This window comes from Synechococcus sp. PCC 7335, from assembly GCF_000155595.1.
Taxonomy (GTDB): Bacteria; Cyanobacteriota; Cyanobacteriia; order Phormidesmidales; family Phormidesmidaceae; genus Phormidesmis.
The window spans coordinates 232,142-251,071 of the sequence record NZ_DS989904.1 but is presented as its reverse complement, the minus strand read 5'-3'; the positions used below and the strand labels follow the sequence as shown (position 1 = coordinate 251,071).

21 protein-coding genes are annotated in these 18,930 nt (G+C 49.0%); all 21 read left to right on the top strand.

Annotated features, from left to right (window positions below):
* The first annotated feature begins 488 nt into the window (after nt 1–488).
* The 21 genes from nifB to cysK all read left to right on the top strand — a co-directional run bounded on the left by nifB (nt 489) and on the right by cysK (nt 18,869).
* The gene (gene nifB, locus S7335_RS01060) at nt 489–2,003 is read left to right on the top strand and encodes a nitrogenase cofactor biosynthesis protein NifB (protein WP_227499924.1); all 1,515 of its coding nucleotides are present in this window, start codon (nt 489–491) and stop codon (nt 2,001–2,003) included.
* Between the two features lie 39 nt (nt 2,004–2,042).
* Entirely contained in the window at nt 2,043–2,447 is a 405-nt protein-coding gene (locus S7335_RS01055; protein WP_006454945.1) for a 4Fe-4S binding protein, read from the top strand.
* Between the two features lie 73 nt (nt 2,448–2,520).
* On the top strand, nt 2,521–3,717 hold the full coding sequence (nifS, locus tag S7335_RS01050) for a cysteine desulfurase NifS (RefSeq protein WP_006454118.1): 1,197 nt from the start codon (nt 2,521–2,523) through the stop codon (nt 3,715–3,717).
* 31 nt (nt 3,718–3,748) lie between these two features.
* Nucleotides 3,749–4,633 carry a Fe-S cluster assembly protein NifU gene (nifU, locus tag S7335_RS01045; protein WP_006453463.1) on the top strand — a complete coding sequence of 295 codons (885 nt, stop codon included), beginning with the start codon at nt 3,749–3,751 and terminating at the stop codon, nt 4,631–4,633.
* Nucleotides 4,634–4,865: 232 nt separating this feature from the next.
* Nucleotides 4,866–5,741: a nitrogenase iron protein gene (nifH, locus tag S7335_RS01040; RefSeq protein WP_006457679.1), complete on the top strand. Its 876-nt coding sequence runs from the start codon at nt 4,866–4,868 to the stop codon at nt 5,739–5,741.
* A gap of 144 nt (nt 5,742–5,885) precedes the next feature.
* A complete protein-coding gene (gene nifD, locus S7335_RS01035; RefSeq protein WP_006453870.1) occupies nt 5,886–7,334 on the top strand; it encodes a nitrogenase molybdenum-iron protein alpha chain in 1,449 nt (482 codons plus the stop codon).
* 123 nt (nt 7,335–7,457) lie between these two features.
* The gene (gene nifK, locus S7335_RS01030; protein WP_006453464.1) at nt 7,458–9,065 is read left to right on the top strand and encodes a nitrogenase molybdenum-iron protein subunit beta; all 1,608 of its coding nucleotides are present in this window, start codon (nt 7,458–7,460) and stop codon (nt 9,063–9,065) included.
* Nucleotides 9,066–9,192: 127 nt separating this feature from the next.
* Nucleotides 9,193–9,486 carry a nitrogen fixation protein NifZ gene (locus S7335_RS01025; RefSeq protein ID WP_006455367.1) on the top strand — a complete coding sequence of 98 codons (294 nt, stop codon included), beginning with the start codon at nt 9,193–9,195 and terminating at the stop codon, nt 9,484–9,486.
* A 57-nt stretch (nt 9,487–9,543) separates the two neighbouring features.
* Nucleotides 9,544–9,819 carry a Mo-dependent nitrogenase C-terminal domain-containing protein gene (locus tag S7335_RS01020; protein WP_006457138.1) on the top strand — a complete coding sequence of 92 codons (276 nt, stop codon included), beginning with the start codon at nt 9,544–9,546 and terminating at the stop codon, nt 9,817–9,819.
* A 2-nt stretch (nt 9,820–9,821) separates the two neighbouring features.
* Nucleotides 9,822–12,635, top strand: a complete 2,814-nt coding sequence (locus tag S7335_RS26540) for a bifunctional nitrogenase iron-molybdenum cofactor biosynthesis protein NifEN (RefSeq protein WP_006453728.1) — start codon at nt 9,822–9,824, stop codon at nt 12,633–12,635.
* Between the two features lie 64 nt (nt 12,636–12,699).
* Entirely contained in the window at nt 12,700–13,155 is a 456-nt protein-coding gene (gene nifX / locus S7335_RS01010; RefSeq protein ID WP_006456261.1) for a nitrogen fixation protein NifX, read from the top strand.
* On the top strand, nt 13,152–13,628 hold the full coding sequence (locus S7335_RS01005; protein ID WP_006454692.1) for a NifX-associated nitrogen fixation protein: 477 nt from the start codon (nt 13,152–13,154) through the stop codon (nt 13,626–13,628). Before nifX ends, S7335_RS01005 begins: the two co-directional genes overlap by 4 nt.
* Before the next feature lie 47 nt (nt 13,629–13,675).
* Nucleotides 13,676–13,897, top strand: coding sequence for a CCE_0567 family metalloprotein (locus S7335_RS01000; RefSeq protein ID WP_006455319.1), 222 nt, complete (start codon nt 13,676–13,678; stop codon nt 13,895–13,897).
* The gene (gene nifW, locus S7335_RS00995; protein WP_006455740.1) at nt 13,894–14,214 is read left to right on the top strand and encodes a nitrogenase-stabilizing/protective protein NifW; all 321 of its coding nucleotides are present in this window, start codon (nt 13,894–13,896) and stop codon (nt 14,212–14,214) included. Before S7335_RS01000 ends, nifW begins: the two co-directional genes overlap by 4 nt.
* Nucleotides 14,215–14,216: 2 nt before the next feature.
* A complete protein-coding gene (locus tag S7335_RS00990) occupies nt 14,217–14,987 on the top strand; it encodes a HesA/MoeB/ThiF family protein (RefSeq protein WP_006454552.1) in 771 nt (256 codons plus the stop codon).
* 373 nt (nt 14,988–15,360) lie between these two features.
* Nucleotides 15,361–15,726, top strand: coding sequence for an iron-sulfur cluster assembly accessory protein (locus tag S7335_RS00980; RefSeq protein WP_006457093.1), 366 nt, complete (start codon nt 15,361–15,363; stop codon nt 15,724–15,726).
* A 67-nt stretch (nt 15,727–15,793) separates the two neighbouring features.
* On the top strand, nt 15,794–16,093 hold the full coding sequence (locus S7335_RS00975; RefSeq protein ID WP_038015354.1) for a 2Fe-2S iron-sulfur cluster-binding protein: 300 nt from the start codon (nt 15,794–15,796) through the stop codon (nt 16,091–16,093).
* 51 nt (nt 16,094–16,144) lie between these two features.
* Nucleotides 16,145–16,399, top strand: a complete 255-nt coding sequence (locus S7335_RS00970) for a ferrous iron transport protein A (RefSeq protein WP_006456624.1) — start codon at nt 16,145–16,147, stop codon at nt 16,397–16,399.
* Between the two features lie 81 nt (nt 16,400–16,480).
* Complete coding sequence (locus tag S7335_RS00965; protein WP_006457118.1) at nt 16,481–17,011, top strand: flavodoxin; 531 nt, start codon at nt 16,481–16,483, stop codon at nt 17,009–17,011.
* A gap of 56 nt (nt 17,012–17,067) precedes the next feature.
* A complete protein-coding gene (locus S7335_RS00960) occupies nt 17,068–17,754 on the top strand; it encodes a trans-aconitate 2-methyltransferase (RefSeq protein ID WP_006454177.1) in 687 nt (228 codons plus the stop codon).
* Between the two features lie 110 nt (nt 17,755–17,864).
* The gene (gene cysK, locus S7335_RS00955; RefSeq protein WP_006456084.1) at nt 17,865–18,869 is read left to right on the top strand and encodes a cysteine synthase A; all 1,005 of its coding nucleotides are present in this window, start codon (nt 17,865–17,867) and stop codon (nt 18,867–18,869) included.
* The last annotated feature ends 61 nt before the right edge of the window (nt 18,870–18,930 follow it).

Here is an 18,930-nt window from a genome sequence, read left to right as displayed (position 1 = left end):
CTGTATCGACAATCTAGCTGAGTGCAGCAATGCTCGACCCAGGGTAAATAAATACCAGCCTATCCGTGCATAAATACTAGTACCTTGATCTACCAAAAAAAAGATCCCCTTCATTCTCAAAGGCTGTAGGGATTGAGTGCAGCGTTAATCATTCAATAAATCCTATCGAGTGAATCTAGAGAGAAGCGCTTTTAACCCTTGCTATAACTCTTTCATCGACGAACACCTAGGTCTTCAAACATTGGTCTTTAACCCATTTGTTGTACTCGGTGAAGTCCATAAAGAGACAATTGTCAGCCTTCGCTCGGTTAGAGCTTCTTTCTCTTTTGACGATTGGCTTAATGGTTTCAACGACTCAACGATAGTAGAGCACTCAATGTCAGGCCACTGTAATTTCACGCGAACTCAACCTTGCTGGGCCGCCCTCATAATTCTTACTCTCCTTATCCAGGAGCTAGTCAAGTAGCGCACCCCCATCTCATTCGCGATTGGAACTACTCCGTGGCCTAGAAGACCTAACCCACCCTTCTCAACCTCCCACCCTTACCACCCACAAAGCAATGACGCCGCAGCACCAAACCGCTCTTACAGCCACGCCGCCTAAAAAGTCTGGCGGTTGCGGCTGTACATCCACCAGTGAACCTGCTGTTAGTGAATCGCTCAAAGCCCGGATTGAAAATCACCCCTGCTATAGCGAATCAGCTCATCATCACTATGCCAGGATGCATGTTGCTGTTGCGCCAGCGTGCAACATTCAGTGTAACTTTTGCAATCGCAAATACGACTGTGCTAATGAGAGTCGCCCAGGTGTGGTTAGCGAACTGCTAACACCTGAAGAAGCCGCTCATAAAGCGCTGGTTGTGGCAGGCAAGATTCCTCAAATGTCTGTTCTAGGCATTGCTGGCCCTGGCGATCCGCTAGCAAACCCTGAAAAGACTTTTCGTACTTTTGAACTAGTTGCTGAGCAGGCACCTGATATCAAGCTCTGCCTTTCTACCAACGGTCTGATGTTGCCCGACTACGTGGATCGTATCAAAGCGCTCAATGTGGATCATGTGACTATCACCATCAATATGGTCGATCCGGCTATTGGTGAAAAGATTTATCCTTGGGTGCACTATCGCCGTAAGCGCTATCGCGGCATCGAAGGAGTCAAGATTTTGCACCAGCGGCAGATGGAGGGCTTAGAAGCCCTTAGAGATGCTGACATTTTGTGCAAAGTCAATTCGGTCTTGATTCCCGGCATCAATGATGAACATATGCCAGAAGTGAATCAGGCTGTGCGTGATCGCGGCGCATTTTTACACAATATTATGCCGCTGATCTCTAAGCCTGAGCATGGCACCTACTTTGGTCTTAATGGACAGCGTGGCCCTACCCCGAAAGAACTTAAAACAGTTCAAGATGCCTGTGCTGGCAACATGAAAATCATGCGGCACTGCCGTCAATGTCGCGCTGACGCTGTGGGTTTGTTGGGCGAAGACCGCAGCCAGGAATTCACCAAAGAGAAGTTTATGACGATGCCAGTCGGCTACAACGCTGAGAAGCGTGAAGCCGTTCGTCAAGATATCAAACAAACAGAGGCTGCGATCGCTCAGAAGAAAGCCGCTGCTCAAAAAGTTGTTGCTAACACAGATCAAACATCAGCCGAGTCTCCTAAAGTGTTGGTTGCCGTGGCTACTAAAGGCGGTGGTTTAGTTAACCAACACTTTGGGCATGCCAAAGAGTTCATGATCTATGAAGTAGACGCCGCTGAAGCGAAATTTGTCGGTCACCGCAAAGTCGCCGATTACTGCCAGGGCGGCTATGGAGAAGAGGCTACTTTAACCAACATTATTGAAACGATTGCTGATTGCAGAGCTGTATTGGCCTCTAAAGTAGGCCCCTGCCCCGCCAAGGAGCTGCAAAAAGCAGGATTGTTTGTAGTTGAAGCCTACGACGTGATTGAAGCCGTTGCTAGGGAGTATTACAACGAGCACATTCTGCAAACAGTTTATGTGTAGAAAACCCTTCATCGCTCTATTTCATAGAGCAGTTGAGCCATGACCTACGCTATCACCGACAAATGCATTAGCTGTCAACGCTGTATCCCCACCTGTCCGACTAACGCAATTGAGCGTAACGGCGCGACCTTTAAAATCAATGCTGACTTGTGCAACAACTGCAAAGGCTTCTACAGCGTTCCTCAATGCTGGGCCGTTTGCCCTACCGAGGGAGGATGTGTATCTCTCTCTGGCAGGAGCAGCGCCTTCACACTGGGCAGCGCGATAGAAACTACAGCAGACTACTGGAAAGCTTGGCAGGCTGCCTATAAACAAAGGGTCTCTCGTTTAAAACAGTCACCTCAATCAGAGTACTGGAACGACTGGTTTGACAGTTACTCTCAAAGCCTCGAAAAGCTTCAAGCCCAAGCTAAAACAGGCACAAACGCTCCCCTAACCCCCTAACTTCTTAATTCTCTTAGTCCGGCGACTGAGCATAGCCCAAGCCAATCTTACAATTCTCACTGGAGTCACTCCTATGGTCACTTACCTAGACAACAACGCCACTACTCAAATTGACCCTGCTGTTTTACAGACGATGTTGCCCTATTTAAGTGACTTCTACGGCAATCCTTCATCCATGCACAGCTTTGGTGGTCAAGTGGGCGCAGCTATTCAGGATGCTAGAGCCCAAGTGGCTGAGCTTCTAGGCGCAGAGAGTACAGAAATTGTTTTTAATAGCTGCGGTAGCGAAGGCAACAACACCGCTATTCATGCGGCCCTCGCTGCCCAGCCTGAGAAGCGCCACATTGTTACCACAGCGGTAGAGCATCCAGCAGTTCTCAACGTGTGTAAGCACTTAGAGAAGAAGGGCTATACCGTCACTTATCTATCAGTAGATGGGCGCGGTCAGCTCGATCTAATGGAGGTAGAAGCGGCGGTAACTGGGGGAACAGCCCTGGTGACAACCATGTATGCCAACAATGAGACTGGAGTGGTGTTTCCGGTAGAACAGATTGGGGCGATCGCCAAAGAATGTGGTGCAACCTTTCACGTTGATGCTGTTCAGGCCGTTGGCAAGATTCCAATTGATCTCAAGAATAGCACTATCGATTTGCTCACGCTCTCAGGCCACAAACTCCACGCACCCAAAGGTATTGGAGCTTTGTACACACGTCGCGGATTCCGTTTTCGTCCTTTTTTACTAGGCGGACATCAAGAGCGTGGACGCCGGGCTGGAACGCCGAATGTGGCTAGTATTGTTGCTTTGGGCAAAGCTGCAGAAATAGCCCAACAGCATTTGCAAACCGTCGATAGAGAGGCCCAGCTGCGGGATTTGCTAGAGCAGCAGCTCCTGGCAACTATCCCTAACTGCGAAGTAAACGGCGGCGGCACGACTCGTTTACCAAATACCACCAACATTGGCTTTAAATACATTGAAGGCGAGGCCATTTTGTTCATGCTCGACAAGCATGGTATTTGCGCGTCTTCTGGCTCTGCCTGCACGTCTGGCTCGCTGGATCCCTCTCATGTACTGACGGCGATGGGGTTGCCCTATACCATTCTTCATGGCTCTATTCGCTTTAGCCTTTCTCGCTTCACTACCGAAGCTGAGATTCAACAGGTGATTAGCGTCATGCCCACCATTGTTGAAAAACTGCGAGCGATGTCTCCTTTTAACAGCGACGAATCTGGTTGGCTACAGAGCCGAGACCTAGTTCAAACCCCCTCTTAATCTTGTCGTTCATCATTACCTAGAAACTGCCATGTGGGACTATTCTGAAAAAGTACTTGACTTGTTTTACAACCCAATCAACCAGGGGGCGATCACCGATCCTCAAGAGCCCGACGTGGCAGTGGTCTACGGTGAAGTAGGCAGCATTGCCTGTGGTGACGCGCTGCGGCTGCATCTGAAGATTCAAGAATCTACCGAGACTATTCAAGACGCAAGCTTTCAAACCTTTGGCTGCACCAGTGCGATCGCCTCTTCCTCTGCGTTAACAGAGATCATCAAGCAAAAGACACTTGACGAAGCTTTAGAAATTACCAACAAAGATATTGCCGACTACCTAGGTGGTTTGCCTGAAGCTAAGATGCACTGTTCGGTCATGGGACAAGAAGCTCTAGAAGCTGCAATCTACAAATACCGTGGCATCGAGGTTGAGCAGCATGAAGATGATGATGGCAAACTGATTTGTTCTTGCTATGGTATCTCCGAGCCGCGCATTCGCCGAGTAATCATCGAGAATGATCTAACTACTGTTGAACAGGTTACAAACTATGTGAAAGCAGGCGGTGGCTGCGGCACCTGTCAAGCCGGCATTGAAGATTTGCTGATTGAGGTACAGCAAGAGAGAACAGCTCTATCAGCGCGAGTCGCTTCAGAAGTAGCCTCCCAGGCGACGAACAAGCCGCTCACGCCCATGCAAAAGATCAATCTCATTCAACAAGTCATTGCCGAAGATGTTCGACCTATTCTATTAGCAGATGGGGGTGATATTGAACTTTACGACGTTGATGGCGATGTTGTAAGAGTTCTACTCACAGGTGCCTGCGGTGGCTGTGCGAGCAGTAGCGAAACCTTGAAAAATTCTATTGAGACCAGTTTGCAAGCAAAAGTCTCTTCTACAATTGTTGTTGTTCCCGCTTAGAAAGAGTGACATTTAGGTCAAGCGGCCAGACTTCCTCCAGAATTTCTTCAAACTCAAGATTCCTCCCAGCTTTCTATTCTATGTCATGAATATTATCCATCCCACGCCGACCGTTGAGCGTTCCCCTCCGAATTCTGTTGAATAGTTGCCGACGCTCAACTTGCACGAAACGCTCGATTCACGCAATAAGCTTAATCATTCCCTTCGACGAAAACTAGGAGACTTTTGACCTATGAGACAAATTGCATTTTACGGAAAAGGTGGTATCGGTAAATCCACCACTTCCCAAAACACCTTGGCCGCTATGGCTGAGCAAGGCCAACGTATCATGATTGTGGGCTGTGACCCGAAGGCTGACTCCACTCGCCTGATGCTCCACAGCAAAGCCCAAACCTCCGTGCTACAGCTAGCTGCCGAACTCGGCGCGGTTGAAGATGTCGAACTTGACCAGGTGCTGCAAGAAGGCTATCGCGGCGTTAAGTGCGTCGAGTCTGGTGGGCCTGAGCCCGGCGTTGGCTGTGCAGGTCGCGGCATCATCACCGCTATTAACTTCCTAGAAGAAGAAGGCGCTTACGAAGATCTTGATTTCGTTTCCTACGACGTACTCGGTGACGTTGTCTGTGGTGGTTTCGCCATGCCTATTCGAGAAGGCAAAGCGCAAGAGATCTACATTGTTGTCTCGGGTGAGATGATGGCCATGTATGCGGCTAACAACATCGCTCGAGGCGTTCTAAAGTACGCTCAATCTGGCGGTGTTCGTCTAGGCGGTCTAATTTGCAACAGCCGGAATACAGACCGGGAAATCGAGCTAATCGAAGCTCTAGCCGCTAAGCTCAACACTCAGATGATTCACTTTGTTCCTCGCGACAATGTTGTTCAGCATGCTGAGCTGCGTCGTATGACAGTGAATGAGTACGCGCCTGACTGCAATCAGGCTAAAGAGTACACAGCGCTAGCTGAGAAGATCATCAACAACAAAAAGCTGACCGTTCCAACACCCATTAGCATGGATGAGCTTGAAGATCTGTTGATTGAGTTCGGCATCTTGGATAGTGATGAGCAGTATCAAGAAGCGCTAGCAGCTGATAAGGAAGTCGCTACTGTATAGAGCTGTTGCAAAAAACTAGCTTTCTTAGCTGCTTAACTGACTTGGATTGAGATGTGGCGATCTCTTTGGCGCTTTCCTTCATTGAAGCCGCCACATCTCAAGACCAATCCATTCACTATTCCCTACACTTACTGAGAGGGCATTATGACTACTGTAGAAGATAGAAAAGATCTCATTGACGAGGTACTAGAAGCGTACCCCGAGAAAGGTAAAAAGAGACGCTCCAAGCACCTCGGCGTTAAAGAAGCCGAAGCCTCTGACTGCGGCGTTAAGTCTAATAAAAAATCTGTTCCCGGTGTGATGACGACCCGTGGCTGCGCCTACGCAGGTGCGAAAGGGGTAGTTTGGGGCCCTGTCAAAGACATGATTCACATCAGCCACGGCCCGGTAGGCTGCGGCTACTATTCCTGGTCAGGTCGGCGGAACTACTACGTGGGGACAACCGGGGTAGATACCTTCGGTACCATGCAGTTCACCTCTGACTTTCAAGAGCGAGACATCGTTTTTGGCGGGGATAAAAAGCTCGCTAAAATCATTGACGAACTCGAAGAACTCTTTCCACTCAGCCAAGGCACCACGATTGAATCGGAATGTCCGGTAGGCTTAATTGGAGATGACATCGAAGCAGTCGCTAGAGCGAAGGCGAAAGAAACTGGAAAGCCAGTCGTGCCTGTTCGCTGTGAAGGCTTCCGAGGCGTTTCGCAGTCGCTAGGTCACCACATTGCCAACGACACCGTGCGTGACTGGGTGCTGCCCAAGGCCGACGAATACCGCAAGCTACCCGAAGGCTTTGAGCCGGGTCCTTACGACGTCAACATTGTGGGTGACTACAACATTGGTGGAGACGCTTGGCCTAGTCGCAAGCTGATGGAATCTATGGGCTTAAGGGTAATCTCTCAGTTCTCTGGAGATGGCTCTTTCAATGAAGTGGTGATGGCACCTTTAGCCAAGCTAAACCTGATCCACTGCTATCGCTCCATGAACTATATTTGCCGCTTCATGGAAGAGAAGTATGGCATTGGCTGGCTAGAGTACAACTTCTTTGGCCCCACGCAGATTGCTAATTCCATGCGCAAGATTGCGGCTCAGTTTGATGAGACGATTCAAGCAAAAGCAGAAGAAGCGATCGCGGCTAACCAAGCCCGGATGGATAGCATCATCGCCAAGTACCGCCCTCGCCTAGAAGGGAAGACCGTGATGATGATGGTCGGTGGCTTGCGCCCTCGTCACATCATTCCAGCCTTCAAAGACTTAGGGATGAAAGTAATTGGCACAGGCTATGAATTTGGCCATGCGGATGACTACAAGCGGACGGCTGACTATGTTGAAGAAGGCACCTTGATCTATGACGATGTCAGTGGCTTCGAGTTTGAAGAGTTTGCTAAAAAGCTCAACCCTGACCTAATCGCGGCTGGTATTAAAGAGAAGTACGTCTTCCAGAAGATGGCATTGCCTTTCCGCCAGATGCACTCCTGGGATTATTCCGGCCCTTACCACGGCTATGAAGGCTTTGAAGTCTTCGCCCGCGATATGGACTTGGCAATCAACAATCCTACTTGGTCACTGATTAAGACCCCTTGGGAGGCGGCGTAGGGACTTAGGGGAGTGGGGACTTAGGGAGATAAAGCTATCCATCGTTTTCCACTTTCTCGGTTTCCCATCTCCCTTGTTAGCATCTTTCTCTGTTCAGATTTTTCTCTCACAAAGGAGAGCACCATGACTGACAACCTTGACAATACTCAAAACTCGACCCCCACCCCAGAATCTAATGGCAATGGGGCTGGCAATCCACCGGTTGAACCTGGAAAAATCCAAGACCATTTTGATCTCTTCGTCAATAACGAATACCAAGATCTATTTGCTGACAAGCGCCAGTATGAAGGGGCGCACTCTCATGAGAAAGTGGCTGAAGTCGCCGAATGGACAAAATCTTGGGAGTACCGCGAAAAGAACTTTGAGCGAACTTCACTCACTGTGAATCCGGCGAAAGCCTGCCAGCCTTTGGGCGCTTTGTTTGTTGCTTCTGGCTTTGAAGGCACATTGCCTTACAGCCATGGCTCTCAGGGCTGTGTGGCTTATTTTCGCACCCACCTCACTCGCAACTACAAAGAGCCTTTCCAGGCGGTATCGTCTTCGATGACAGAAGATGCAGCCGTGTTTGGTGGCCTAGCGAACATGAAGCTAGGCTTGGAGAACGCCTATGAGCTGTACAAGCCTAAGATGATTGCGCTGTGTACAACCTGCATGGCGGAAGTCATCGGAGATGACCTAGGCGCATTTGTGACAACTTCTAAGCAAGAAGGTCACATTCCAGAAGAGCTGCCAGTGCCCTTCGCTCATACGCCTAGCTTTGTCGGTTCCCACATTACTGGGTACGACAATATGCTGAAAAGCATCTTGGTTAACTTGACCAAAGACAAAAAAGCTGAAACGACTAACGGCAAGTTTAATTTCAATCTGGGCTTTGATCCATACATCGGCAACATCCGCGAGCTGAAGCGAATTCTAGGTTTGTTCGGTATCGACTACACCATCCTCTCTGATAACTCAGATACCTTTGATTCTCCAAATACTGGCGAATTCAAAATGTACAACGGGCTAACAACGTTGGAAGATGCTGCTGATTCGATCAATGCTGAAGGGTCATTCTTCTTCCAGAAGTACACCACGCCGAAAACGCAAGAGACTATCACTACAGCTTGGGGACAAAAAACCTACAACTTCCGTCCCTTTGGCATCAAGGGAACAGACGAGTTCTTGATGAATCTCTCTGCGATTACCGGTAAGCCAATTCCCCAAGAGCTACAGCAGGAGCGAGGCCGCGCTGTTGATGCTTTGACTGACTCACAAGCCTGGATTCACGGCAAGCGAATTGCGCTCTACGGCGATCCTGACCACGTGTTCAACGTCACTCAGTTCCTATTAGAGATGGGCGCTGAGCCAGTACATATTGTGGTTACTAACTCGAACACAGACTTTGAGGCCGAATTGCGTGAGGTGCTCACCAACAGTCCTTACGGCCAAGATGCCACTATCTGGGGCAAAAAAGATCTGTGGCACCTGCGATCGCTTATGTTTACTGAGCCGGTAGATCTGCTGATTGGCAACTCCTACGGCAAGTACCTATGGCGCGATACAGGCACACCGCTCGTCCGCATTGGCTACCCGATCTTCGATCGGCACCACATGCACCGCTATGCCACCTTAGGCTACCAAGGCGCGATCAACCAGTTCAACTGGATCATCAACACCATTCTCGATGAGCTAGATCGTCAGACCATCGTCCCGGCGAAGACTGACATCTCCTTTGACCTGATTCGCTAGGAAGATAAAGGATGGGGAGAATAGGAAACTAGCCTTCAGGCGAAACCCCTACTTCTCCCCGTCCCTAAGTCTCTAACCCAAAGTCCCTAATTTCTTACCTCTGCTCTACTCTCTCTTCCCCATTCCCATGCGTCTTAGTGAAGAAATCGAAATTGATTCCGCACCTATCTTTGACTTGGGCAGCCGCGTGAAGATTCTCAAAAAGATCCGTAACGACGGTACCTTCCCTGGCAAAGACAAAGGAGCACTACTCGCTAAACCAGGCGATATCGGTTTTATTGTCAGCATCGGCACCTACCTGCAAAGGGCCTACATCTACTCTGTTCATTTTCTCGAATCTAACCAAGTGGTCGGCTGTCTAGGCCGAGAATTGGAGCTAGCCGAAGATCGGCCACCGCTGATCGAACAAGAAGACTGGTAAACGCTGTCATCTTGTTTATCTTTTCTCACATGTTTTCTCGCACTCGGAGTTAGTCTCATGAACTTTCTACCCTCCCCTTTCAAACCGCCCACTCTATCAGTTCATCCACTAGCGCCAGTGCGAGCGTGGCTAAATGCCTTCGAAGTTCATAACGTTCGCATTGCCAAGTGGGTTTGTCGGCTTGTGCCCAACACTTGCTCTAACGGACATGACTTGATCTTGTTTGGTCGTACTCTGCACTTACCGTCTTTGTGCGAGATCAATCCGCTAGCGGATGAACTCGTCGACCTTCGCTTTCGTGCGGCTGATTTCTTGTATGAACAGGGTGTATAACCATGAAAATGAGCGCTGGCAAAATTAACGAACTCCTTACCCAGCCGGGCTGTGAGCATAACCATAAGAAAGGAGAGAAAGGAAAGAACAAAGCTTGTCAACAAACGGCCCAGCCCGGCGCAGCGCAAGGCGGATGTGCTTTCGATGGCGCCAGTATTGCACTTGTGCCAATCACCGACGTAGCTCACCTTGTACATGGCCCGATCGCCTGTTCAGGCAACTCTTGGGGAAGCCGAGGCAGCCTATCTTCTGGCCCGATGATCTACAAGATGGGTTTTACGACCGACTTGAGTGAGAACGATATTATCTTCGGGGGCGAAAAGAAGCTCTATAAGGCGATTCAGGAAGTCAAATCTCGCTACAGTCCGGCGGCGGTGTTTGTCTATCTTACTTGTGTCACAGCACTGATTGGAGATGACCTAGAGGCAGTTTGCCAGGCCGCAAGTGAGAAGTTTGACATTCCAGTTGTGCCGGTTACCTCGCCAGGATTTGTCGGCAGTAAGAACTTGGGTAACCGCATTGGTGGAGAGGCCTTGCTAGAGTATGTCTTAGGTACCCGGGAGCCTGAGTACACGACACCTTACGACATTAATCTCATCGGTGAATACAACATCGCTGGTGAAATGTGGGGCGTACTGCCGCTGCTGGAAAAGCTAGGCGTTCGTGTGCTCTCTAAGATTACTGGAGATGCTCGCTATCACGAAGTTGCCTGTGCGCATCGAGCCAAGCTCAACGTGATGATCTGTTCTAAGGCGCTGATTAACATGGCGCATAAGATGGAAACGCGCTATGGCATTCCCTATATTGAAGAGTCGATTTACGGAGTAGAGGATGTCAACCATCTGCTACGCAATGTCGCAGCTAGGCTAGGTGATGCCGACTTGCAAGCTAGAGCAGATGATTTGATTAAAGCTGAAACTGCCAAGCTTGATCAAGCATTAGCACCTTATCGTCAGCGGCTCAAAAGTAAGCGGATTGTGCTGTATACCGGCGGTGTCAAAAGCTGGTCGATTATCTCTGCGGCTAATGATTTGGGCATCGACGTTGTAGCGACTAGCTCTAAAAAGAGTACCGAAGAAGATAAGGCCCGGATCAAAAAGCTCTTGGGTAAAGACGGCATCATGATGGATAAGGGCAATGCTAAGAAACTGTTGGAGGTGATTGCAAAAACCAATGCCGATATGCTGATTGCTGGCGGACGCAATCAATACACAGCGCTAAAAGCAAGAATTCCTTTTCTAGATATCAACCAAGAACGACACCATCCCTATGCTGGATATGTCGGCATGATCGAGATGGCCAAAGAGCTAGATGGGGCGCTGCATAGCCCAATTTGGAAGCAGGTGCGATCGCCTGCCCCCTGGCAGCCTAGCGTTGCTTCTTTGAGCCCAAGTGAGGAACCAACAGAAGAATCAACAGAAAAACCACGCGCAGAGCCCACCAAAGTGGTTGCCCGGCGCAAAGCTGTCACCGTCAATCCGCTAAAGCAAAGCCAACCGCTTGGTGCTACCCTTGCCTATCTAGGTATCAAAGACATGATGCCATTGATGCATGGATCCCAAGGCTGTACGGCTTTTGCGAAGGTGATGCTGGTACGGCACTTCCGCGAAGCAATTCCCATGTCAACCACAGCCATGTCAGAAGTGACCACTATCTTGGGCGGTGAAGACAATATCGAGACGGCGCTACTCACCCTGCTAGAAAAGTCGAACCCAGTGATTGTTGGACTTTGTAGCACTGGTCTAACCGAAACTCGGGGCGATGATATGCGGGGAATTTTGAAAGAATTGCGTGATCGCAATCCTAAAATCGCCGCACTTCCTCTTGCTTACGCTTCCACCCCTGACTTTAAGGGTGCTTTGCAAGATGGCTATGCTGCTGCTGTCGAAGCGATTGTTCGAGATATTCCAAACAGCGATAGCGACAATCAGTTCGATGGCTCAGAAGCGCTGAGTTACGCAGTACCGGGGTTACCGTCTCAGGTCACTGTGCTAGCAGGCCCTTCTCTTGCACCTGGCGACGTGCAGGCGCTCAAAGATATGGTAAAAGCCTTTGGTCTAAATCCTGTGGTGCTTCCCGATCTATCAACTTCTCTAGATGGCCATCTCATTGATAGAAACTATTCAGGTAATACCAGCGGCGGTACACCGTTAAATCAAATCAAGGCACTAAGCACATCTGCCTTTACTCTGGCAGTAGGCCATAGCATGAAGCTCTCTGCAGAGATCCTACAGCAGCGGTTCGGCACCGAATTCAAACTGTTCGATGGTCTCACTGGCCTAGATACGGTCGATAGCTTTTTGCGAACTCTGAGCGACATTAGCAGCCGCCCGGTTCCCGAAACGTTTCGTCAGCAACGCTGTCAGCTTCAAGATGCTATCCTCGATGCTCATTTCTTCTTCAATCGTAAGCGAGTAGCGCTAGCCTTGGAGCCTGATTTGTTGCACAGCATCGCCTGGTGGCTGACTTCTGTGGGGGCTGAGGTTCACGCCGCTGTTACCACTACCAAGTCTGTTTTGTTGAAAGATTTGCCTGTGGATACAGTGACAATTGGTGATTTAGAAGACTTTGAAGAATTAGCTCAGGGTGCAGATTTGTTGATTGCTAATTCGAGTGCTAAATCACTTGCCCAGCGGCTAGAGATTCCGCTTTATCGGATGGGATTTCCGGTGTTTGATCGCCTAGGGAATGGACGCCGCTGTAGCGTTGGCTATGACGGTACGACGCAGCTTTTGTTCGATATCGGCAACATTTTTATGGAAGCTGATGAAGCCCACACTCATGCCCAAGTTCATGCTTGGCGAGAAGGTCTATAGCCGCCTATGGACGAAGAGCTTCAATAGAGAACATGCAAAAGGTTTTTTGAAAGGAGACAATCCTATGAAAATTGCATTTACGACCAACGACTCTGTTCATATCAATGCCCATTTTGGCTCAGCCAAACAGATTGACGTTTATGAGGTTGATCCTACTGGTTCAGTCTTCGTAGAGTCGCTGACCTTCGGCGGTAATCTCAACCAAGATGGTAACGAAGATAAGCTAGAGCCCAAAATAAAAGCCCTGGCAGATTGCACCATTATCTATGTGGTTGCTATCGGCGGTGGCGCGGCAGCACGGCTAATTGGGCGCAATATCACGCCGATCAAGGCGCAGTCTGATGATGCAGAGATTCAAGATGTGCTTACCCGTTTGGTACAAACACTCAACGGCAGTCCGCCGCCTTGGCTCAGAAAAGCGCTGCTTAAGAATCGGCTATCTCAAGCCGCGCCCCCAGATAAGTTTGAAGATGATTTGGACAACACCGCTGACAACACTGTGGAGGAAGTTTTGGTATGAGTTCTGTTGTAGCAACTGATTTGAATCCGGCCTTTGTGGCCAGTGAATCAACTTTCATCAAGGCCATCGTGCAGCAGATTCGAGCTAACGATGCCTATGGCACTTATCGGCACTGGGCAGATGAGCTATTACTCAAGCCCTATATTCTCTCTAAAAAAGAGAAGCGAGCTATCCCGGTTGAAGGAGAGGTCGATCCGCTTACACTTTCACGAATCAATGCCTTCTACCGAGCGGTCGCCATCTTGATCGAAACTGAAACTGGACAGCTCTCTCAAGTTGTGCTTGACATGAGTCATGAAGGGTTTGGCTGGGCACTAGTTTTCTCAGGCCGATTGATTCTAGTTTCCAAAACGCTAAGAGATGCGCATCGCTTTGGCTTCGATTCTCTCGAAAAACTTAGCGCTGAAGGCGAAAAGCTTGTCAAGAAAGGGGTTGAACTAGCCCAGCGCTTTCCCGAAGTTTGCGATGTCTAAATCGATCAACCTATTCACATCTTGTTCATCATTCATCGTTCCTTCCCATGCCTGAGACAATTGCTCCTACCGAACTCGAAGCGCTCAAAAAAAAGATTCGCAAGCTCAATAGCAAAGCAGGCCAAATGAAGATGGATCTGCACGATATTGCTGAAGGGCTACCCGCCGATCTTGACCAGCTTCCTGAAGCGGCCGCTCGTACTTACGATATCTACTGCCAGCTTCTTGATTTAAGACAACAGCTCACTACTTTGGAGGCGACCTCGTGAGAACTTTGACAAAAACACTCTCCCAATTCAACCGTCTAAAAGATGCAGAAGAGTACTTTGACTTTTTTGGTCTATCCTATGATCCTCAAATGTTGAACATCAATCGTTTGCATATTCTGCGAAAGTTTTCAGAACTTGTGCAAGCAGTTGACAAAGGTCAAAGCGACGAGCAGATCTTGACTGACTACAGGCGATCGCTGCAAACCGCTTACGACCTATTTCTCACCTCTTCCTCAGTAGAGCAAAAGCTGTTCAAAGTGTTTAAAGACACGCCCAAAAACGTTGTTATGCTCTCAGATATCGAAGTGGAGTCATAATCATGTTGCCGACACCTACCTTGCTAGAATCCACTACGTTCACATCGACCGAGCTTGAACGCTATCGCCGCCAGATGATGCTGCCAGGACTCGGTGAAGCCGGGCAGCGCCAACTGAAGAACACAACGGCGCTAGTCACAGGCGTTGGCGGACTAGGCGGAACAGCAGCGCTGTATTTAGCAGTAGCAGGTGTCGGCAAGCTCATCTTAGTTAGAGGCGGCGATCTTCAACGAGACGATCTCAACCGTCAAGTACTCATGACCGATGACTGGGTAGGCTCCCCTCGGGTATTCAAAGCAAAAGAAACTCTTTCAAAGCTCAATCCTGACATTGAGATTGAGGCAGTCTGTGAATATGTGACAGACAACAACATTGAGAGCCTCTTGCAGCATGCGGATATTGCCCTTGACTGTGCTTTTGACTTTACAGAAAGAGACTTATTAAATGGCGCTTGCGTACGCCAACGCAAACCGATGATAGAGGCTGCTATGAACAGTATGGAAGCCTACCTAACCACTATCGTACCGGGCAAAACGCCCTGTCTCACCTGTCTTTTTCCTGAAAAACCCACTTGGGATCGTTGGGGATTTGGCGTCCTCGGTGCTGTTTCTGGTACGCTTGCCTGCCTTGCTGCGCTAGAGGCTATCAAACTTATCACGGGACTGGGTGAACCCTTATTGGGCCAGCTTCTAACGATGGATTTAGCCCGCGCTGACTTTAACAAGCGCCATGCCTACCACGACCCAGACTGTGCTGTTTGCGGCGCTCTTTGACATTCTGTTGTCGATTTTCCCTTATGACCTATGTCTTTACTAACCTTTGCCTTTCTCTGCTTTGCAGGTGTTTCTTTACGATGGGCCCAAGTGCATCCCAATGAGGTTAGTCGCGTTCTAGCAGGTCTGGCGAGTGTGACTTGTCTAATTGTAGGACTCATAACGGCTTCTGCTTTAGTCAAAAGTCTTATCTTATTAACCGTCATGCTCTATCCAGTGATTGTTGAAAAGCATAGGCTCCTTAGAGAGCGCGACGCCTGTTCTCGGCAGTCTTGTGCCCAATATTCTGCCTGTCCTCAATATTCTGCTTGCCCTCGATACTTACCAAAGTACTCACGATCTTATCTACAAACATACCCTCGAGGAAAATCTTATGACCGTTACACTCACTGAACTAGCCGAGCTGAGGCTACGTACCTTTGTTCGTAGTACTGCTGGCTCTGCCTCAACTAGAGGCGTTCGATTTGCTGTTAAGGATGGTGGCTGCAACGGCTACGAATACGATATCAAGATTGCTAATGCTCCTAATCCCGAAGATGAGATAACGGAAGTAGGCAGTCTGAAAGTCTTTGTTGATCCAAAAAGTTCGCCTTTGCTAGATGGCGTGGTTGTTGACTACATCGACAGTTTGCTAGAAAGCGGCTTTAAGTTTACTAATCCTAATGCTACGGATACTTGCGGCTGCGGGAAGTCTTTCCAAGCTGGTGACTGTGGCCCAGAAGGCGTGCCCTGTACTTAAAGCCTTTACATTTGAGCGCAATCTATCAATTGAATACTGTAACTCGAATCTATTAGGAGACTTAATGATGACTACGTATCAAGTTCGTTTGATCAATAAGAAGCGGAAGATCGACGTCACCATCCCCGTAGAAGATGACGCCTATATTCTTGATGCCGCAGAAGAGAATGATATCGATTTGCCCTACACTTGCCGGGCCGGAGCCTGTTCTAGCTGCGTTGGCAAAATTGTTGAAGGTGAAGTCGATCAAGAAGATCAGTCTTTTCTAGAAGACGAGCAAATTGAGAAGGGATTTGCGCTGCTATGTACCAGCTATCCCCGCTCAGATTTAACAATCAAAACTCATATGGAAGCCTACTTGATTTAGGTCTTACCAGCTAGTTTTTCTGAGTCCATCTCATCAGGTTAGAGACTATCTATGTTTACTGGTTTTACTGTTTCAGGCGCTGCTTTGAGCTTGCTACATGTGGGCGAACGGGGGGTGATAGCTAGAGTCCGTGACAATACTGACCCAACAGTTGCTGACCAGATCAGACGACTAGGATTGTCGCCAGGTACGCCTATTACCTTAGAGCAGCGATTCCCTCGATTTGTTGTTCGGACTCATTCAGATTCGGTAGCGCTTACTCAAGCTATGATTCAGGCTATTTATGTTCGTACTCGCGCTTACTGAGCGGGGCCTTTGGAATAGCTATATCGCGAGTTGTGTCAAAAGTTTGTAATGAAAAGTTTGTAATAATAGGAGTCACTAAAAATGGCAAACATTGGAATTTTTTATGGCAGCACCTCTGGTGTGACAGAAGAAATCGCAGAGAAGATTCAGGCTGAAATTGGTGAAGATCTCTGTGATTTGTACAGTATGGAAGAGGACTTTGACGATGTAGATGATCTGCTGAAATACGATTATCTACTGCTAGGCTGCTCTACCTGGGGCGCTGGCGAAGTCCAAAACGATTGGCGTGAACCGCTATTTGATATGGAGATTGACAAGCCTGATTTCTCTGGCAAAACAATTGCTATATTTGGTGCAGGTGACTGTACTGGGCATGGCAAGCATTTTGTGGGTGCTTTGGGCACGCTCTATGACCAGTTCAAAGCTCTTGGCGCCAAGCTAGTCGGTGCTGTTTCTGCTGAAGACTATTCCTTCGAACACTCCTCGTCCATTCGAGATGGGAAGTTTGTTGGTCTGCCGCTTGATGAAGTGAATGAAAGCGACAAAACAGATCAGCGGATCACAGATTGGCTGGCGCTGTTGAGCAACGATATTCCAGCTCTGGCAACCTAGTTATAGGATCTCATTGTTCTAGGATCTTGATGCTGAGTGGCTTGGAGGAGAACGGCATGGAACCCAAAACCGACCTGAGTGAGGCTGTGCGATCACCGCAGCTATCACCTCATCACTCGTGGAATGATTACTACCAGGCGGTAGCAGCTCGTCCACCCAGAGAAACGCTGGTGATGGCGTTAGATGCCTTCGCAGCTGAATTATCACCGCCGATAGCAGATAAACCGCGATCGGACGAACCCATTGGGTTTGCAGTCGATTTGGGCTGTGGCAATGGGCGCGACACGGTAGAGCTACTGCAAAGAAACTGGTCGGTTTTGGGAATTGACGGTGAGCCGGAGGCAATCGGTCAGCTACGACAGCGTCAGGATGCCGATCTTACGCTTCTAACTACACAGATACAGAGATTTGAAACGCTAGATCTCCCTAATAACGTCGATTTGATCAACGCTAGTTTTTGTCTACCGTTCTGTCCACCAGACTATTTTCCTACGCTATGGGAGAAGATCGTAACGGCGCTGCGACCGGGCGGACGATTCTGCGGTCATTTGTTTGGTGATCGCGATGATTGGAGAACCTATCCCAACCGCAGCCACCATACGCGATCGCAAGTAGAACAGCTGCTGCTCCCCTTCGACATAGAGCTATTAGATGAAGAGGAACATCCAGGTAAAACCGCACTTGCAGAAGAAAAGTACTGGCATCTTTTCAACATTGTTGCCAGGCGACAGCTACCCACTTAGCTAGATTAGCCGCGCTTATATCACCTTTCACCGCTTAATTTTGAATTAACAGCATCAATCGCTGATTGTGTTCTATCAAGTACGTAGAACTTATAAATAGGAGATATCCAATGAGAGTTGCCAAAGATGTGACTGGGCTGATTGGCCGTACCCCGCTAGTACAGCTCAACCGCATTCCTCAGTCGGAAGGCTGCTTAGCTCAAATCTTAGTCAAGCTAGAAGGAATGAATCCTGCGGCCTCTGTCAAGGATAGGGTCGGAGCCAATATGATCGAGGCGGCCGAACGCGCAGGTACGATCACGCCTGGGGAAACAGTTCTAGTAGAGCCGACTTCTGGCAATACGGGTATTGGTCTAGCGATGGTGGCGGCGGCAAGGGGCTATCGACTGATCCTAACGATGCCTGAGACTATGAGCACAGAGCGGCGCGCGATGCTAAAAGCTTACGGCGCAGAGCTGGTGTTGACGCCGGGAAATCAAGGGATGGGTGGAGCGATCGCCGCAGCTGAAGAGATTGCTACTCAGCTTTCCAATGCCTTTGTTCCTCAACAGTTTAAGAACCCTGCTAATCCTCAAATTCACCAGGAGACAACCGCTGAAGAGATTTGGTCTGATACCGACGGTCAAGTCGATATTGTTGTAGCCGGTGTGGGCACAGGTGGAACAATCACCGGCGTAGCTGAGCGGCTAAAGACTCTAAAGGAGAGTTTTCAGGCGATCGCGGTAGAACCAGAGAACAGCCCTGTGCTCTCAGGGGGCAGCTCAGGCCCGCACAAAATTCAGGGGATCGGCGCTGGCTTTGTTCCAGATATTCTGCGCGTTGATCTCATTGATGAAGTTGTGAGCGTTACTGACGAAGCGGCCATTTCTTTTAGCCGTCGACTGGCCCGAGAAGAAGGTCTTCTTTCTGGAATTTCTACCGGAGCCGCTCTGGCTGCTGCGATTCAAGTCGGTAAGCGAGCTGAAAACGCTGACAAGCTAATTGTGATGGTACAGCCTAGCTTTGGAGAGCGCTACCTCAGTACTGTCTTATTCAAGGACTTAGAACCTGCTTCTCCTTCTTTAATCCCCGATAGCTTACCGCTCGAATATTTAGCGACTAATTCTGCTGTTTAGTTTAGTCATTTAGCGTTTAGCCATTTAGCTCGGTTATTTAACGTTGTTTAGCTTGGACCCT

Excerpts from the sequence above, each read along its gene's own strand:
- nifU (WP_006453463.1), top strand. The coding sequence starts at position 3,749 with ATGTGGGACTATTCTGAAAAAGTACTTGACTTGTTTTACAACCCAATC.
- S7335_RS26540 (WP_006453728.1), top strand. The coding sequence starts at position 9,822 with ATGAAAATGAGCGCTGGCAAAATTAACGAACTCCTTACCCAGCCGGGC.
- S7335_RS00990 (WP_006454552.1), top strand. The coding sequence starts at position 14,217 with ATGTTGCCGACACCTACCTTGCTAGAATCCACTACGTTCACATCGACC.
- S7335_RS01000 (WP_006455319.1), top strand. The coding sequence starts at position 13,676 with ATGCCTGAGACAATTGCTCCTACCGAACTCGAAGCGCTCAAAAAAAAG.
- cysK (WP_006456084.1), top strand. The coding sequence starts at position 17,865 with ATGAGAGTTGCCAAAGATGTGACTGGGCTGATTGGCCGTACCCCGCTA.
- S7335_RS00970 (WP_006456624.1), top strand. The coding sequence starts at position 16,145 with ATGTTTACTGGTTTTACTGTTTCAGGCGCTGCTTTGAGCTTGCTACAT.
- S7335_RS00975 (WP_038015354.1), top strand. The coding sequence starts at position 15,794 with ATGACTACGTATCAAGTTCGTTTGATCAATAAGAAGCGGAAGATCGAC.
- nifK (WP_006453464.1), top strand. The coding sequence starts at position 7,458 with ATGACTGACAACCTTGACAATACTCAAAACTCGACCCCCACCCCAGAA.
- S7335_RS01020 (WP_006457138.1), top strand. The coding sequence starts at position 9,544 with ATGAACTTTCTACCCTCCCCTTTCAAACCGCCCACTCTATCAGTTCAT.
- S7335_RS01055 (WP_006454945.1), top strand. The coding sequence starts at position 2,043 with ATGACCTACGCTATCACCGACAAATGCATTAGCTGTCAACGCTGTATC.
- nifH (WP_006457679.1), top strand. The coding sequence starts at position 4,866 with ATGAGACAAATTGCATTTTACGGAAAAGGTGGTATCGGTAAATCCACC.
- nifD (WP_006453870.1), top strand. The coding sequence starts at position 5,886 with ATGACTACTGTAGAAGATAGAAAAGATCTCATTGACGAGGTACTAGAA.
- S7335_RS00965 (WP_006457118.1), top strand. The coding sequence starts at position 16,481 with ATGGCAAACATTGGAATTTTTTATGGCAGCACCTCTGGTGTGACAGAA.
- S7335_RS01025 (WP_006455367.1), top strand. The coding sequence starts at position 9,193 with ATGCGTCTTAGTGAAGAAATCGAAATTGATTCCGCACCTATCTTTGAC.
- nifX (WP_006456261.1), top strand. The coding sequence starts at position 12,700 with ATGAAAATTGCATTTACGACCAACGACTCTGTTCATATCAATGCCCAT.
- S7335_RS00960 (WP_006454177.1), top strand. The coding sequence starts at position 17,068 with ATGGAACCCAAAACCGACCTGAGTGAGGCTGTGCGATCACCGCAGCTA.
- nifS (WP_006454118.1), top strand. The coding sequence starts at position 2,521 with ATGGTCACTTACCTAGACAACAACGCCACTACTCAAATTGACCCTGCT.
- S7335_RS01005 (WP_006454692.1), top strand. The coding sequence starts at position 13,152 with ATGAGTTCTGTTGTAGCAACTGATTTGAATCCGGCCTTTGTGGCCAGT.
- S7335_RS00980 (WP_006457093.1), top strand. The coding sequence starts at position 15,361 with ATGACCGTTACACTCACTGAACTAGCCGAGCTGAGGCTACGTACCTTT.